Here is a 15,838-nt window from a genome sequence, read left to right as displayed (position 1 = left end):
TCGGGGTCCTACGGAGAGTCGTGGATAACGGGTGTCGCAACCCGGTAAGCGCGCCACGACGGTGTAGCGCGCCGTCGCGCGCGCCTGAGCGAAGATCGCCGTTCCGGCTCGGGCACCCACTCCGATCAGCGGAAAGACCCAGGCCGCTTCGCGCCGGTTTCACACGCGAGCTTCACGCCACCGCCCATCGCGGCGGGGCCACCCGTCCCGGCTGCGCGGCGCGCGGCCGCCGTGTTCACCCCGGTGATCACCGCGACCCGCTGGGTTTCGACCGGGTTCGCCCGATAGCATCGATCCCGGCCACCGAGGGCGGCAGCACAGGCAGCTCAGGTATGACAGGCAGCGCGGGCACAGCGCAGGCACGGAGGACGTGACCATGACCGAACACACCAAGAGGATCCTGGTTTTCAGCCACCGTGCCGAGGTCAGGGAGTCGATCATGAACGCCGTGGGCCGGCGGCCTGCCGCCGACCTCGGCAAAGTCCGCTACGTGGAGGCGTCGGGAGTCGCCGAGGTGCTCTCCGAGATGGACGCCGGTGAGGTCGATCTCGCGATCCTCGACGGCGAGGCCCAGCCGACCGGCGGAATCGGCCTGACGCGGCAGCTCAAGAACGAGATCACCGACTGCCCGCCCATCGTGGTCGCGGTGCGCCGCAAGGACGACCGCTGGCTGGCGACCTGGTCGCAGGCCGACGCGGTGCTCGTGCACCCGCTTGACCCGCTGACCGCGGCTGAGACCGTCGCCGACGTGCTGCGCGCACAGCGCGTTCCCGTGGTACGCGCCGCGCGCGGCTGACGGCGGCGCGACCGGCACCACCAGCGCCCACAGCGTTCATTGACATGACAGGACCTCGGATGGCGGAACCGCAACACACCTGGCCCTCGGTCATCGGCAGCCTCATCGGAGGAACCGACCTCGCCGCTGCCGAGACCGAGTGGGCCATGGACCAGGTCATGAGCGGTTCGGCCACTCCGGCCCAGATCGCCGGTTTCGCGGTGGCGTTGCGCGCCAAGGGCGAAACGGCGGCCGAGATCTCCGGCATGGCCAAGGCCATGCTCGCCCACGCTCACAGGGTGGACATCGGGTTCAAGGCCGTCGACATCGTCGGCACCGGCGGCGACCGGTCCGGTTCGGTGAACATCTCGACCATGTCGGCGCTCGTGGTCGCCGCGGCGGGGGTTCCGGTCGTCAAGCACGGCAACAGGGCGGCTTCCTCCAAGACCGGCACCGCGGACGTGCTCGAAACGCTCGGGGTCCGCATCGAGGCTTCCGCCGACGAGGTCGCCGAATCGGTCGAGACGATCGGGATCGGCTTCTGTTTCGCCTCCGCTTTCCACCCCGCGCTGCGGTACGCGGGCGCGACACGGCGTGAGCTGGGTGTTCCCACCGCGTTCAACCTGCTCGGGCCGCTCACCAACCCGGCACAGCCGCAGGCGGGCCTGGTCGGCTGCGCCTACCCCGACAAGACCGAGATGTTCGCCGAGGTGTTCGCGCGGCGCGGCAGCAGCGTGCTCGTGGTGCGTGGCGACGACGGCCTCGACGAGATCACCACGACGACGACCACGTCGGCGTGGGTCGTGTCCGGCGGTTCCGTGCGCAGGGAGACGATCGAGCCTGGCAGGTTCGGTTTCGCACCGGCGACGCCGGAGGACCTTCGCGGCGGGGAAGCCGACGTCAACGCGCAGGTGGTGCGCGAACTCGTCGCGGGAAAGGCGGGGCCGGTGCGCGACGCCGTGCTGCTCAACGCGGCCGGCGCGCTCGCCGCGTACTCCGGCTTCTCGGGCGACCTCGCGGCGGATCTCTCCGCCGGCATCACCAGGGCGGCCGAGGCGATCGATTCCGGCGCGACGGCGACGTTGCTCGCCAGGTGGATCGAGGCAGGCGCGCGGCGCTAGCCGGGCATCAGCGCGCGCTAATCCCGCCTGCCCTGACTGAGCACGGGATGAAACCAGGACACCTCGAACCTGGCAAAGTCGCTGTCGAACGAACACACACCAACGCCGTGTTCGATGGCGAGCGCGGCGAGGTGTGCGTCCGTAACGAGATTTCCTCGCAGGTCCCCCTCCGTCAACAAGGCACCGAGCACCTTGACGTGCCGGCCTGTTGGTGCGGGGATCCACGCGTTGTCATTGGCAAGCCAGTCTTCGACGTAGGCCCACGCCTCTCGCGGGGTGATCGGACTTGCCGACGCCCAAGGGTGGGTGGCGATCCGCTGAAACGCGGTCAAGGACACCCAAGGAAAACCAACCCTGCTCGAACCGTTGAGCGCCCCTTCCAGCCAATCTTTGGCCACGCCGTGAAAAGCGCTGGCTCTGTCGACAGCGTAGAGCAGAACGTTCGCGTCAACGATCATCAGCGTGGTCAAGATCGTCGAGCAACTGCAACGCTTCGGCGACATTGGAGACATCAACCCTGAGCCCGAGTTCCGTCGTCGCCTGACGGAAGGTTTTCGGAGCGGATTCGTGTCGCTTCAAACCGGCCCTCGCCAACTCGTTCACCGCCTCGCTCAGCCCGATGTGCCGCTCGCGACGAAGCTGTTCCGCTGCTGCGGCGACGTCCTCATCAAGGCGTACCGTTGTCCTCATAGCATGAGTTTGCATCATTGATGCAAGCTTAGCAACATCAGTGATGCTCAGCCCGCGAAGGTCTTGCGGTAGCCGCTCGGTGACGTACCCCGCAGCTTGGTGAACTGGTGACGCAAGGCGGCAGCCGAGGAATAACCGCAGGCCACGGCGATCTCGTCGATGGAAAGGCCGCTGGCTTCGAGTAGCCCTTGCGCGCGGTCGAGGCGCCGCTCGGTGAGCCAGCGGTGCGGCGTCGTTCCGGTCGCGGCGGCGAACCGGCGCAGGAACGAGCGCTGGCCGAGACCTGTTCGGCGTGCCAGCTCCGCGACGGTCACCGGCTGATCGAGCCGCCGTTCGACCCACTCCAGCGCCTCGGCGAGCACGGCGTCGTCCTTCGCTTTCGCGGAAGGCACCGGTGCGACGACGAACTGCGCCTGACCGCCGACCCGGTGCGGTGCCGCGACCATGCGCCGCGCGAGCGCGGTCGCGGCCTCCAGCCCGCGAACCCTGCGCACGACGTGCAGGCACAGGTCGACGGCCGCGACCGTGCCCGCGCTGGTGAAGACCCCGTCGTCCTCGACGTAGAGCGCGGTCGCGTCGACGATCGCGGAAGGGAACCGGCTGACGAAGTCCTTCTCGTAGATCCAGTGCACGGTGCAGCGCCTGTCGTCGAGCAGGCCCGCGTAGCCGAGCGAGAACACTCCGGCGCAGAACCCCGCGATCATGGCGCCGCGTTCGCGTCCTCGCCGCAACGCCTCCAGCAACGGTGAGGGCGGCGGCTCGCTTCGAGGCGCGCAGGTGGGCACGATCAGCAGGTCGGCCGATTCCGCGAACTCCATTGTGGACAGGTTCGTGAGGTCGAAACCGGACCAGGTCCGCACGGGAGCCCCACCCGGCGAGCACACCGCGAAATCCCAGCCCCGCATCCCGTAGTCGGCCCTGTCGGTGCCGAAGACCTCACAGGCGACCCCCAGTTCGAACGGGGAGACCGCATCGGCCACCAGCACCGCGACACTGTTCACATCCCTGCCGGACACCGTCAGAGTGTGTCACAAGTTTTGCGCTCGATGTCATTACTGCCACTCGTTGTTTCCGAACTCGAAGCGCAGGGTTGACCGCATGACATCGACCCCACCGGCAACGGTGCAGATCAAACACACCGGACGTACATCAGACCCGGCACAGCGAGGGGCGGTCGTACAGTGGTCGGCGGCGATGGCGCTGTCGGGCACCATCGGCGCGGTCGTCGTCGCCAGTGAGGCGTCGGCGCCGGCGGTCGCGTTCGCGCGCTGCCTCGTCGGCGGACTGCTCCTCGTCGCCTGGTGCGCCGCGCGAGGCTGGCTCCGCCCCAGCGCGCTCCGGTTGTCCCGCCGCGATCTGCTGCTCGCCTGCTTCGGCGGGATCATGCTCGTCGGCAACTGGGTACTGCTGTTCGCCTCCTACGCGCTGTCCTCGATCTCGGTGAGCACCGTCGTCTACCACACCCAGCCACTGCTGCTGCTCGGTCTCGCGGCGGTGGTGCTGAGGGAAAAGCTCGCCAAGGGACACCTCGTACGGGCGCTGCTGGCTTTCGGCGGTGTCGCGCTGATCTCGATCGGCGCCAGCGGCATCGAGGGACAACCGGTGCGGCTGAGCGGTATCGCGCTCGCGCTCGGCGCCGCCGCGCTGTACGCGGGAGCGACACTCGTGGCCAAACAGCTCAGCCACATCCGGCCCCACCTGCTCGCCGCCATTCAGCTCTGCACCGGCGCGGTCCTGCTGGCACCGGCGCTGGCGTTCACCCCGTTGCCCGCCGACCTCGGCAGCCTGCTGTGGTTGCTGCTGCTGGGAACCGTGCACACCGCCGTGCTGTACGTGCTCATGTACGGCAGCATCGGCACACTCCCGACGATCACGGTGGCGGTGCTGTCCTACCTGTACCCCGTCGTCGCCGTGGTCGTGGACGTGCTCGCCTTCGGTCACCGGATCTCGCTCACCGAGGGCATCGGCATGGTCGTCGTGCTCGGAGCGGCCATGGCACCGCGCCGCAAGCGGTGAGAAGCCGGAACGAGGAAGGGCCTCCCCCGCTGTGCGCAAAGCACGTGCGAGGGAGGCCCTTGTGCACCCAAAAGACCCGGCCGACTGTGCCGGGAGCTGGTGAAACCTAGTGGCTCGGCCCGGTGTGGTACTCGAACACCAGACCGCCGATGGCGATCAGCACCGCGATACCGGACAGGACGATCAGCCAGATCTGGAAGAACGCGAGCCCGAGTCCGGCCGCGGCGGCACCCGCGGCGAGCGCGACCGGCCAGTAGCTTCCGGGGCTGAAGAAGCCCAGCTCACCGGCACCGTCGCTGATCTCGGCTTCTTCGTTGTCCTCCGGCCGCGTCTCGATCCGTCGGGCGACGAAGCGGAAGTAGCTGCCGACGAGGAAGGCGAGTGAACCGGTGAGGATCAACGCCACCGTGCCGATGGGCTCGACACCATCTCGGGTCATCGTCCCCGTCATCACCGCGTAGACGATCGCCACGAGGAAACCAAAGACCGTGACGATGTCGAAAATCCGGGCTTCGACCTTCATGAACGCGTCCTCACCGATCTCACTGTCCTATGACCTCACTTGAAAACTGTGCGCTGGACCCGAGGGCTCAGCCGGTGGCGGTCCGCAGCGTGCGGTCCGTCGCGAACGGCTGCGTGGTCGTCGCGGTCGGGCTGCACAGCTCGCCACAGCCTTCATCCTGCATGGCGCTCAGCGCTTCCGCAGCGGTGTTGAGCTGCCCCGTCTGCTCGTTGACCTGCGTCCGCAGTTCCATGTAGCGGTCGAACTTGTCGGGTGACAGCGCGCGCACCTCGAAGTTCATCATCGCGTGATAGGTGCCGCACAGCTCGGCGCAGCGGCCGACGAAGGCACCTTCCCTGTCGATGGTGTTCTGGAAGGCGTTGTCCTGGTTGTTCTTCTCGGGGAACGGAATGACGTCCCTCTTGAAGTTGAACTCGGGGACCCAGAACGAGTGAATGACGTCGGTGGACCGCAGGTTGTACTGGATCACCCTGTCGGTCGGGAGAACGAGCAGCGGGATCTCGCTCGAACTGCCGACCGTCGAGACCGGCTCACCGTCGGGGGTCTCCGAGTCGGGGTAGGCGAATTCCCAGTTCCATTGGAATCCGATCACGTCGACGGTCACGTCGGGATCGGGCTCCTTGGCGAGAACCTTGCTCTCCGTGGTGGCGGTGAAGAAGAACAGCACGCACACCATGACGACGGGTACGACCACACAGAAGAGTTCGAGTGGCACGTTGTACTGGAACTGCCGGGGCAGTGCCTCCGTCGAGCCCTTCTTCTTCCGGTGGAACGCGACGGTCCAGAAGATCAGGCCCCACACGAGGACGCCTACGGCCAGTGCCGCGACGACGGTCCACGTCCACAGCGTGCGCATGTGGTCGGCTTCCGGTGTGACGCCTTCCGGCCAGCCGAACCGCAGCACTTCTTCGCCGGAGCATCCGGTCGCCGTGATGGCGACCAGCCCGGCGAGTGCGGCAATCTTGGCGACCTTGCCCGGTCGTGAACCCGGGGTGCGCTTAGTGACGCCCACTCCGCGATGCCTCCTCGCCCGTTCTTTCTGTCAGCGGGAGCCTAGCTGAGATATGCGGCCTCGCTGTCCAAGGGGTATGGCCGCGCCCCAACGAGCGAACCCCGCCGCCCTTGCCACATACTTGCTGCTTCGAACACCGACGACGACCGGAAAAGGTGTGTGAAGACGCGTGTGCGGCCTGCTCGGACTGGTGTGTGCCAGTGAAAATGACGCTGCGAGCGCTCGTTCCGCCGTCGGCGGTGCGTTGCACTGCCAGCGCCATCGCGGCCCCGACGAAACCGACACCTGGGCCGAAGGCGAGGTCGTGTACGGCTTCAACCGGCTCGCCATCATCGACGTCGAACACTCACACCAGCCGCTGACCTGGGGACCTCCCGAAAATCCCCACCGGTACACGATCAACTTCAACGGCGAGATCTACAACTACCTCGAACTGCGCGAGGAACTGGCCGAGCAGTTCGGTGCGAAGTTCGCCACAGAGGGCGACACCGAGGCGATCGTCGCCGCCTACCACCACTGGGGAGCCTCGGCCGTCTCCAGGCTCAGGGGCATGTTCGCGTTCCTGATCTGGGATTCCGAGCGGAAAACGGTCTTCGGCGCGCGCGACCCGTTCGGTATCAAGCCGCTGTACTACTCCTCGGGCCCCGGCGGGATCGCCTTCGCCAGTGAGAAGAAGAGCCTGCTCGACCTTTCGGAAACGCTGGGCGTCGAGGAAGAACTCGACCGCACCGCGTTGCAGCACTATCTGGTTCTGCAATACGTCCCCGAACCGGAATCGCTGCACACGGGGATCAGGAGGATCGAGTCCGGTACGTCGTTCACCGTCAGCCCCGGCGGCGAGCCGGACATCGAGCGCTACTTCTACCCCGAGTTCCGCCCGAAGCCCGTCAACGGCCCCGCGCAGGCGAACGCGCTGTACAAGGACATCGCCGACGCGATGCGCGACTCCGTCGCCAAGCACATGCGCGCCGACGTCACCGTCGGTTCGTTCCTCTCCGGCGGCATCGACTCGACCGCGATCGCCGCGCTGGCCAAGGAACACAACCCCAACCTGATCACCTTCACGACCGGATTCGAGCGGGAGGGGTACTCGGAGGTCGACGTCGCGGCCGAGTCGGCGGCGGCGATCGGCGTGAAGCACATCGTCCGCACGGTGACGGCCGACGAGATGATGGACACGTTGCCGCTCATCGTCTGGTATCTCGACGATCCGGTCGCCGACCCCGCGCTGATCCCGCTGTGGTTCATCGCCCGCGAGGCCCGCAAACACGTGAAGGTGGTGCTCTCCGGCGAGGGCTCGGACGAGCTGTTCGGCGGCTACACGATCTACCGGGAGCCGCTGTCGCTCGCGCCGTTCGAGAAGGTGCCCGGCGGCGTGCGCAAGCTGCTCGGCAAGGTCTCCACGAAGATTCCCGAGGGCACCCGAGGCAAGGACCTGCTCCGCAGGGGCGCGCTCACCCTGGAGGAGCGTTACTACGGCAACGCGCGCATCTTCCGCGACGACCAGCTCCGGCGCGTACTGCGCACGTTCACCGAGGGCGTCGGGCACCAGGACGTGACAGCGCCCTGGTACCGGCTTTCCGAGGGCTGGGACCCGGTCGCGCGCATGCAGCACGTCGACCTGTTCACCTGGCTTCGCGGCGACATCCTCGTCAAGGCGGACAAGGTGACGATGGCCAACTCGCTCGAACTGCGGGTGCCCTTTCTCGACAGCGAGGTCTTCCGCGCGGCGACCACGATCCCGCTTGAGGAAAAGATCACCAAGGAGACGACGAAGTACGCGCTGCGCCGCGCGCTCGCCGAGATCGTGCCCTCGCACGTGCTGAACCGCCGCAAGCTCGGTTTCCCCGTTCCCGTGCGGGCCTGGCTGCGCGACGAGATGTACGAATGGGCTCGCGGCATCATCGCCGATTCGCAGACGGGCCACCTGCTCGACAAAACCGCCGTGCAGGCGCTGCTCGACGAGCACAGGCAGGGCACGCTCGACCACAGCAGGCGGCTGTGGGCACTGCTGGTCTTCATGCTGTGGCACGGGATCTTCATCGAGAACCGGATCAAGCCGGAGATCCCCGAGCCGCAGTACCCGGTCAAGCTCTGAGCCGGAAGCCGGTGCACGGGTTTCCGCGCACCGGCCCGGTCTCAGCCCACGACGCCGCGCTCGCGCAGCGCTGTCACGTCCCCGCCGCCGATCCCGAGCAGCTCGCCGAGCACCTCCTCGGTGTGCTGACCGAGTTCGGGACCTGCCCACCTGGTCGCGCCCGGCCGCCTCGCCAGTTTGGGGACCACACCGGGAAACGCGACGTCGCGGTCTCCGATCCGCTGGCTGGTGACCATCTCCCTTGCCGCGAAATGCGGGTGGGAGACGATGTCGGCCGCGGTCATGATCGGGCCCGCCGGTACCCCGTTGTCCGCCATGGTGGCCAGCACGTGGCCGATGTCATTGGCCGAGGTCCACGCGCTGATCGCGGCGTCCAGCTCGTCCTCCCTCCGTACGCGCCCCTCGTTGCCCGCCAGTTCGGGGTCGGCCGCGAGGTCCGGCCGTTCGATGGCCTTCATCAGCCGGGGGAAGATGGCGTTCCCGTTGCCTCCGATCACCACCCACTGCCCTCCCTCGCAGGGAAAGCTGCCAGAGGGCGCCGCGCCGGGCACCCTGCTGCCCGATCGGGAAGGCAGCACCCCGTGGACGTCGTAGTCGGGAACGAGCGACTCCATGAGGTTGAACACCGACTCGTACAGCGCGACGTCAACATCTTCGCCATCTGCGCCGCCGTTCGCGCGCTCCCTGCCAAGCAACGACATCACCGCGCCGAACGCGGCGTGCAATCCCGCGAGAGAGTCGCCGAGTGAGATGCCGACCCTCGTCGGCGGCCGGTCCGGATGCCCGGTCAGCTCCCGCAGGCCGCCCAGTGCCTCGGCGACCCCTCCGAACCCGGCCTGCCCGGAAAGCGGCCCGGTCTGCCCGAAGCCGGACACCCGCACCAGCACCAGATCCTTCCTGCGCTCACGAAGGGTGTCCGGGGCGAGGCCCAGCTTCTCCAGCGTTCCCGGCCGGAAGTTCTCCACCACGACATCGCAATGCTCGACGAGGTCGAGCACCAGGTCCCTTCCGGAGTCCGTGCGCAGGTCGACGGCGAGCGAGCGCTTGTTGCGCGCGAGCACCCGCCACAGCAACGAGGTCTCCTCGTCGCCGTGGCGGCGCCAGCGCCGCAGCTCGTCACCGCTGCCCGGCCGTTCGACCTTCAGCACGTCGGCGCCGAAGTCGGCGAGCAACCGGCAGGCGAAGGGGCCCGCGATGAACGAGCCGAGTTCGAGTACCCGGATTCCGTCGAGCGGACCGGGCATCAGCCCTCCTTCGCCGGCAGGTAGTCGTTGGAGTACGTACCGGCGAGATCGATGTCGGCTCCCGCGATCTCCTTGTCGAACTGGGCCAGCACGGACCGGACCGCTTCGGCGCCGTCGGCCTGCATGACCCCGTCCTTGGAGTAGGCATCCTTGGCTTTGGCGATCGATTCGACGTACACCTCGCGGTTGCCCTGCGAGTACTCGGCCGGCATCCGGTCGGCGATCTCCTCGGCGGAGTGCTGATCGATCCACTCCAGTGTCTTCACGATCACCCCGGCCAGCTTGCGAGCGTTCTCCTCGTTGTTCTCCAGCCAGGTTCCCGTCGAGTACAACACGGCGGCAGGGTAGGTCGGCACGCCGAAGTCCTCCTGGACGCCTTCCGCGGTGCGGGTGTCGGTGAGCACCTTGACGTTGTCCTCGCCGACCCGCTGGCCAAGCAACGAGAACGCGGGGTCGATCATCACCGCCGCGTCGACCCTGCCCTGCTCCATCGCGGTGACCGCGCCCGCGTCGCCTCCGATGCCCTGCACCGTCGCCGCGTCCGGGGCGAGACCTTCCTTGTCGAGCATGTACTTGAGGAAGAAGTCGGTGGAGGAACCCGGTGCGGTGACGCCGACGTTGGCACCGGCGAGATCGGCGACCGAATCGATCGGCTTGCTCGCCTTGGGCGACACCGCGAGCACAATGGACGGATACCGCAGCATGGTCACGAAGGAACGCACCTCGCGGTCCTTCGCCGCCATCTGGATGGCGTGGTCGTAGTAGCCGCTCACCACGTCGACGCTGCCGCCCTGCAACGCCTGTAGTGCCTTCGAGCCACCCTGTAGGTCTTCGAGGTTGACCGTGAGCCCGGCCTCCTCGTAATAGCCGAGTTCCCTCGCCAGCGTGGTCGGCAGGTACACCAGCAGCGGCTGACCGCCGATCCCGATGGTGATCTCGCCGCCTTCGGACCTCTCCCCCGGTTTCGCCTGACACGCGCTGAGCACGAGGGCGAGCGCCAGCAAGGGCGCGACCACCCGCTTGACCGTCCTGATCATCATTGACCTCCTGCGATGTCCATGCCGCGGGCCGGTTTCCAGCGCAGCAGATAGCGTTCGACCCTGTTGACGATGACGTCGACGATGAGCACCACGACCGACAGCACGACCATGCCGGTGAACACCCCCGTCGTATCGAGCGTTCCCTCAGCCTGCGAGATCAGATAACCGACGCCCTTCGACGCGCCGAGGTACTCCCCGACGACGGCACCGACGATGGCGAACCCGACGCTGATGTGCAGGCTGGAGAAGATCCAGGTGAGCGCGCTCGGCAACAGTACGTGCCTGACGAGCTGACCTTCCTTCGCTCCCAGCATCCTGGCGTTGTCGACGAGGACCCTGTCGACCTCGCGAACGCCCTGGTAGGTGTTGAAGAACACGATGAAGAACACGAGCGTGACCCCGAAGGCCACTTTGGACCAGATGCCGAGTCCGAACCACAGCAGGAAGATCGGAGCCAGCACGACCCTGGGCAGCGAGTTGAGGATCTTGATGTAGGGATCGAAGACGGCGGCGATGAACTCCACCCTCGCCAGCAGGAACCCGATCAACAATCCCAGTACGCCACCGATGACCAGCGCCAGCCCCGCCTCGACGAGCGTGACCTCAAGGTGCTCCCAGATCATGCCGGTGGAGAACCACTCTCCGACCCGCTGCGCGATGTCGGATGGCTTGGAGAAGAAGAACTCGTCGACGATCCCCGTTCGGGCACACAACTCCCAGCCCGCGACGATGATCACCGCGACGGCGATCTGGCTGATCAGGACGGCTGGCCGCCGCCTGCGCGGTTTCCGCTTCGAGCGGGGAACCTCGGCGTCCTTCGACAGCCTTGAACTAGCCCGCTTGTCCTGCCGCAATGCGCTCATAGGTCTTCATCACCTCGTTTCGCAGGTCCGACCAGATGGCCCGGTAGATCTCGGTGAACGCGGGCTCCGTCCTGATGTCGAGCAGGTTGCGCGGCCGGGGAAGATCGACCTGGTAGCTGCCGACGATCGTGCTTCCCGGCCCAGCCGACAGCAGCACGACCTCGTCGGAAAGGGAGATCGCCTCGTCGAGGTCGTGGGTCACGAACAGGACCGTCTTCTCGCTGCCCGTCCACAGCGTCAGCAGCTCGTTTTCCATGACCTGTCGCGTTTGCACGTCGAGCGCGCCGAACGGCTCGTCCATCAACAGCATCGGCGGGTCCCCGATCCAGCTCTGTGCCACGGCGGTGCGCTTGCGCATACCTCCGGAAAGCTGGTGTGGGTAGGCGTTCTCGAAACCGGCGAGACCGACCCTCTTGATCCAGTCCCGCGCCAGCTCGGTGCGTTCCTGCTTGCCGGTCCCCCGCAGTTCGAGTCCGAACGCGACGTTGTCGAGAACCGTCTTCCACGGCAGCAGGGCGTCCTGCTGGAACAGGTACCCGGCCTTGCGGTTGAGCCCGCGCAGCGGTGTCCCGTCGATGTGCACCGAGCCCGACGACGGCGGGAGCAGCCCCGCGACGGCGTTGAGCAGGGTGGATTTTCCGCAGCCCGTCGGCCCGACGACCGAGACGAACCGTCCCCTTTCGACACTCAAGTCCACATCGGACACCGCGGTGTAGTCGCCGTCTCGTGCCCGGTAGGACATCGTGACCGAACGCAGCTCCACGGCGGTGACGTCACTGTCACCCATCTGCTTCCTCCTCGTGCGGGTATCCAAGGTTCTCCGAAAGCCGCCTTGCCGCGGCGACGACGCTGGGAATCCACGCCGCCCTGTTGGCATCGGTGAAGCGTTGCTCGGGAACGCCGATGCCGATGGCGGCCGTGAGGGCCCCCGCGTGACTTCTGACCGGGGCGCTGATCGAGGCGGTGCCGGTGTCCCGCTCCGCGACGCTGATCGCGCGGCCGCTCGCCTTGACGGTGGCCAGTTCGGCACGCAGCAGCTCGGGATCGGTGATGGTGGCCCGCGTGTAGGCGGTGAGCTGACCATCGAGTGCCTGTGCCCGGGCGTGCTCGTCGAAGGCGAGGAAGACCTTGCCCGCCGAGCCCGCGTGCAGCGGCATGACCTGGCCGACACTGACGAGCCGCACCACCTCGTGCCGGGTCTCGGCGATCCCGATCAGCACCCGGGTGTTGTCCTGTCTGACGAACAGCACGGACGTTTCGCCCGTCTCGTCGCGGAGCTCGCCGAGATGCGGCTGGGCCAGCTCGGCCAGCTGCGAACCCGACCTGCGGGTGTGCGCCCAGCGCAGGACGCCGAGTCCGATGTGGTATTTGCCGTCGACGAGATCGAGAAACCCTTCGGCGACAAGGTTCTGGAGCAGCCGGGTCGTCGTGCTCGCCGGGAGCCGGGTCGTCTGCTGGACCTCGCGGGAAGTCGCGCCGCCGCGCGTGCAGGCGACCGCGTCGATGACGCGTCGCGCCTTGCCCAGCACGAGGATCGGCTGACTCGGCCGGTGGACGTCGTTGCCCATGCCACTCCACATCGTGGAATCGGATCCGTAATGTGGACAGCACCCTAAGCTCCGGGTGACGCGACAACAAGCCCCCTTCCCAAGAGGTGGGAAATTCCCGCCCGGCATGCGCGAGTCCCCCGTCCAGGAGCGCGAGATCCGCGCCCAGGACGACGAGATGCGCGTCCAGGATGGCGAGATGCGCGTCCGGGGCGGGGAGTTCCGCGCCCAGGACAGCGAGACCTGCACCCGGGGCGGCGAGATCCGCACCCGGGGCGGCGAGATGCGCGTCCGAGCCGACGCGCGCGGCACGGCGACGGCGGCGACATCGGTGCCGACTGGGCGCCGATCTTGCGGACCGGCACGGTCTCACCACGTGAACGCGCATCTCGCGGACCGGAGCGCGGAACTCGACGGCACCAACGCAGAACTCGGCGTCCCGAACGCGGATCTCGACGGCACGGGTGCCACCGGAATGCCACTGCGGTGTCCGGTTCAGGCGCCATCATGCGGGCGGTGGGGTGGCACAACGCGACTCGGCACGGCTCGCTCGGCACGACCGGCACGGCCCGGCGCGGCGCGGCGCGTTCCGGCACGAACACCGGGACACGACGGGCACCAGGGGAACCGCCGCGAGAGCGTCCGAAAAGGACACCGGACGACGTCGCCAGGCAGCCACCTCCGATGGGGACAATGCGGGAGAGGCACGAAAAACGGATGAGAATCACACTTGGGGCGACCATCGCGGCGGCAGCGCTGTTGCTGACCGCGTGCGCCGACGACCAGGCGGGAACGGGCGCCTTCGCACCCGGCGGCGAGGGCCAAGGGGACGCCCCTGACGCTCCCTCCGCATCGTCCACACCGGACGAACCGGCGGATCCGCTCACCGCGCACCACGAGCGCGTTCGCGGCACCGACCCGTGCGCCATGGCGGAAAGCGACGAGTACCTGAAGCAGTTCGGTTCGATCCAGGACACGTTGACCGCGCCCAACATCTACCAATGCATCGCGCGCAGCGGCGACGAGAATGCCGACGTCTACCTCTTCTATTTGACGATCGACGAGTACTGGGACGGCGCCGAGGCGCTGAACCCCGAGCCGACCGAGGTCGACGGCCGCGAAGCGGTCAAGACGTCGGCGCCCAGCGACGACTCGCTGGACTCAAGCTGCACCATCAACGTCCCCTACCTAGACGTACCCGAACGCGCGGCCAAAGTCCGAGGGGCCAAAGTTCCAGCGGAGGGCGGCGACGCCACGTGGCCCGAAGCCTGTGACGTCACCAAGGAGTACTTCGCCACCATCCTGCCGAAGCTCGACGCGATGAAACCGAACCCGAATCCGGAGCCAGGAGACATCATCGGCCACGACCCGTGCGCGCGGAAGGACGAAATCGTCGCCCTCTTCCCCGGGTGGACTGCTACGGAGCCGGAGTACAACGGGGCGTACTCGTGCAACGTCGACCTGACTCAGGAAGGCTCCGGCTACACCCACGAGGTCGAAATCTATTTCGGTCTCAACGAGCGGCAAGCCACGACATCCGGCGGGAACACCGTGAGCAGCGAGGAGATCGAGTTCGAGGGTTACGAGGGCATCAAGACGGCGTCGGACGCCACAATCCTCACCGACTGCGGCAACCTGCTGATCACGAAGCCCTCCTCCAACCCTCAGGAGAACGACTATCACCTGCTGAGCGTGAACCTCATGACGGTGGCTGTGACGGACTACGAGGCAGGCGAGCAACCCGAGAACGCCCCGGAGACCGACTGCGGCCTTACCGACGAGATCACTCGCGAGGTACTGACCGGAATCGGCGGCTGAGCACAGTCGAGCACCGGTGCGGTGCCGCTGGATCAGCCCGGCAGCACCGCACCGATCTCGGCGGCGGCCTCCGCCCCGAAAACATCCGTGACGCGGACGAGCGCGGGCTCGCGTTCCAGCGTCCACTCCTGGGTGCCGACCGTCTCCAAGGTGAGTACGGCGATCAGTGAACCCAGCTGGGCGGCCCGCTCCACGCTCAGGTCGTAGTACAACCCGGCAAGGAAACCCGCCCTGAACGCGTCGCCGACCCCGGTGGGATCGGTCTTCGCGACCTCGGGAACGGCACTGACCTGCAAAGTGCCCGCATTGCCCACGATCTCGACGCCTTTGTCGCCGAGCGTCGTGACCCTGGTGCCGACCGTGGCGAGAACGTCGTCCTCGGTCCAGCCGGTCTTGCGCAGCAGCAATTCCCACTCGTAGTCGTTGCTGAACAGGTAGCTCGCGCCCGCGACGAACTCGCGGGCCTGCGCGCCGTCCATCCTCGCGAGCTGCTGGGAGGGATCCACCGCGAAGGTGTAGCCGCGCTGCCTGCATTCCTCAGCGTGCCGCAGCATCGCGTCGGGGTCGTCGGGGCTGATCATCACGAGACTCAGCCCTTCCGCCCGTCGCACGACCGGTTCGAGCTCGATGTTGCGCGCCTCGGCCATGGCACCCGCGTAGAAGGTGGCGATCTGGCACAGGTCCTGGTCGGTGGTGCACACGAAGCGCGCGGTGTGCGCGATCTCGGACACGTGCACACCCGAGGTGTCGACCCCGTGGCGCTGGAGCCAGGCGCGGTAGTCGGCGAAGTCGTCGCCGACCGCTCCGACGAGGATCGGCGAGACACCGAGGACACCGAGGCCGAAGGCGATGTTGGCACCGATGCCGCCACGGCGCACGACCAGGTCGTCGGCGAGGAAGCTCAGTGAGATCCTGTGCAGTTGCTCCGGCACGAGCTGTTCGGCGAACCGCCCGGGGAAGTGCATCAGGTGATCGGTCGCGATGCTGCCCGATACCGCGATGCGTGCCTTCGATGCCACCGGATCCTCCATGTGGGTAGTTGCCATTGCGCAGGGGCGAGACTACCGAGCGGTAAGGGTGTCGCGCATTCG

The 15,838-nt window shown here is 67.3% G+C and carries 16 protein-coding genes; 6 read left to right on the top strand and 10 right to left on the bottom strand.

Going from position 1 to position 15,838, the window contains the following annotated elements; genetic code table 11:
* Positions 1–376: 376 nt before the first annotated feature.
* Positions 377–796, top strand: a complete 420-nt coding sequence (locus BAY61_RS07955; RefSeq protein WP_091800514.1) for a response regulator — start codon at positions 377–379, stop codon at positions 794–796.
* A 59-nt stretch (positions 797–855) separates the two neighbouring features.
* The gene (gene trpD, locus BAY61_RS07950) at positions 856–1,896 is read left to right on the top strand and encodes an anthranilate phosphoribosyltransferase (protein ID WP_091800511.1); all 1,041 of its coding nucleotides are present in this window, start codon (positions 856–858) and stop codon (positions 1,894–1,896) included.
* 17 nt (positions 1,897–1,913) lie between these two features.
* Here trpD and BAY61_RS07945 read toward each other — a convergent pair whose 3' ends face one another.
* Positions 1,914–2,366, bottom strand: a complete 453-nt coding sequence (locus BAY61_RS07945) for a TA system VapC family ribonuclease toxin (RefSeq protein WP_211323450.1) — start codon at positions 2,364–2,366, stop codon at positions 1,914–1,916.
* Between BAY61_RS07945 and BAY61_RS32790 the strand changes: the two genes are divergently transcribed.
* Complete coding sequence (locus BAY61_RS32790) at positions 2,359–2,607, top strand: hypothetical protein (RefSeq protein WP_170140066.1); 249 nt, start codon at positions 2,359–2,361, stop codon at positions 2,605–2,607. The genes BAY61_RS07945 and BAY61_RS32790 overlap by 8 nt on opposite strands.
* A gap of 26 nt (positions 2,608–2,633) precedes the next feature.
* On the opposite strand, the gene BAY61_RS07935 is transcribed toward BAY61_RS32790, so the two are convergent.
* Positions 2,634–3,602 (bottom strand): GlxA family transcriptional regulator, encoded by a 969-nt coding sequence (locus tag BAY61_RS07935; RefSeq protein WP_091800503.1) that lies wholly within the window; start codon positions 3,600–3,602, stop codon positions 2,634–2,636.
* A gap of 178 nt (positions 3,603–3,780) precedes the next feature.
* On the opposite strand from BAY61_RS07935, the gene BAY61_RS07930 reads away from it, so the two are divergent.
* Complete coding sequence (locus BAY61_RS07930) at positions 3,781–4,602, top strand: DMT family transporter (protein ID WP_091800500.1); 822 nt, start codon at positions 3,781–3,783, stop codon at positions 4,600–4,602.
* A gap of 106 nt (positions 4,603–4,708) precedes the next feature.
* On the opposite strand, the gene BAY61_RS07925 is transcribed toward BAY61_RS07930, so the two are convergent.
* Positions 4,709–5,125, bottom strand: a complete 417-nt coding sequence (locus BAY61_RS07925) for a cytochrome c oxidase subunit 4 (protein ID WP_091800497.1) — start codon at positions 5,123–5,125, stop codon at positions 4,709–4,711.
* A gap of 67 nt (positions 5,126–5,192) precedes the next feature.
* Positions 5,193–6,137, bottom strand: a complete 945-nt coding sequence (ctaC, locus tag BAY61_RS07920) for an aa3-type cytochrome oxidase subunit II (protein ID WP_091800494.1) — start codon at positions 6,135–6,137, stop codon at positions 5,193–5,195.
* Positions 6,138–6,306: 169 nt separating this feature from the next.
* Between ctaC and asnB the strand changes: the two genes are divergently transcribed.
* The gene (gene asnB, locus BAY61_RS07915) at positions 6,307–8,235 is read left to right on the top strand and encodes an asparagine synthase (glutamine-hydrolyzing) (RefSeq protein ID WP_091800491.1); all 1,929 of its coding nucleotides are present in this window, start codon (positions 6,307–6,309) and stop codon (positions 8,233–8,235) included.
* A gap of 41 nt (positions 8,236–8,276) precedes the next feature.
* Here asnB and BAY61_RS07910 read toward each other — a convergent pair whose 3' ends face one another.
* The 5 genes from BAY61_RS07910 to BAY61_RS07890 are packed head-to-tail and all read right to left on the bottom strand — an operon-like array spanning position 8,277 to position 12,950.
* A complete protein-coding gene (locus BAY61_RS07910) occupies positions 8,277–9,479 on the bottom strand; it encodes a CaiB/BaiF CoA transferase family protein (protein ID WP_091800489.1) in 1,203 nt (400 codons plus the stop codon).
* A complete protein-coding gene (locus BAY61_RS07905) occupies positions 9,479–10,519 on the bottom strand; it encodes an ABC transporter substrate-binding protein (RefSeq protein WP_091800487.1) in 1,041 nt (346 codons plus the stop codon). The genes BAY61_RS07910 and BAY61_RS07905 overlap by 1 nt, the downstream gene beginning before the upstream one ends.
* Positions 10,516–11,382, bottom strand: coding sequence for an ABC transporter permease (locus BAY61_RS07900; protein WP_091800484.1), 867 nt, complete (start codon positions 11,380–11,382; stop codon positions 10,516–10,518). The genes BAY61_RS07905 and BAY61_RS07900 overlap by 4 nt, the downstream gene beginning before the upstream one ends.
* Entirely contained in the window at positions 11,351–12,169 is an 819-nt protein-coding gene (locus BAY61_RS07895; RefSeq protein WP_091800481.1) for an ABC transporter ATP-binding protein, read from the bottom strand. Before BAY61_RS07895 ends, BAY61_RS07900 begins: the two co-directional genes overlap by 32 nt.
* Positions 12,162–12,950 carry an IclR family transcriptional regulator gene (locus BAY61_RS07890; protein WP_170140068.1) on the bottom strand — a complete coding sequence of 263 codons (789 nt, stop codon included), beginning with the start codon at positions 12,948–12,950 and terminating at the stop codon, positions 12,162–12,164. The genes BAY61_RS07895 and BAY61_RS07890 overlap by 8 nt, the downstream gene beginning before the upstream one ends.
* A gap of 696 nt (positions 12,951–13,646) precedes the next feature.
* Here BAY61_RS07890 and BAY61_RS07885 point away from each other — a divergent pair.
* Positions 13,647–14,747 (top strand): hypothetical protein, encoded by a 1,101-nt coding sequence (locus tag BAY61_RS07885; RefSeq protein ID WP_091800475.1) that lies wholly within the window; start codon positions 13,647–13,649, stop codon positions 14,745–14,747.
* 32 nt (positions 14,748–14,779) lie between these two features.
* On the opposite strand, the gene BAY61_RS07880 is transcribed toward BAY61_RS07885, so the two are convergent.
* Positions 14,780–15,766 (bottom strand): carbohydrate kinase family protein, encoded by a 987-nt coding sequence (locus BAY61_RS07880; protein WP_091800472.1) that lies wholly within the window; start codon positions 15,764–15,766, stop codon positions 14,780–14,782.
* Positions 15,767–15,838: the final 72 nt, after the last annotated feature.

Source organism: Prauserella marina (assembly GCF_002240355.1).
GTDB classification, from domain to species: domain Bacteria; phylum Actinomycetota; class Actinomycetes; order Mycobacteriales; family Pseudonocardiaceae; genus Prauserella_A; species Prauserella_A marina.
This window is presented reverse-complemented; position numbering and strand designations above follow the sequence as displayed.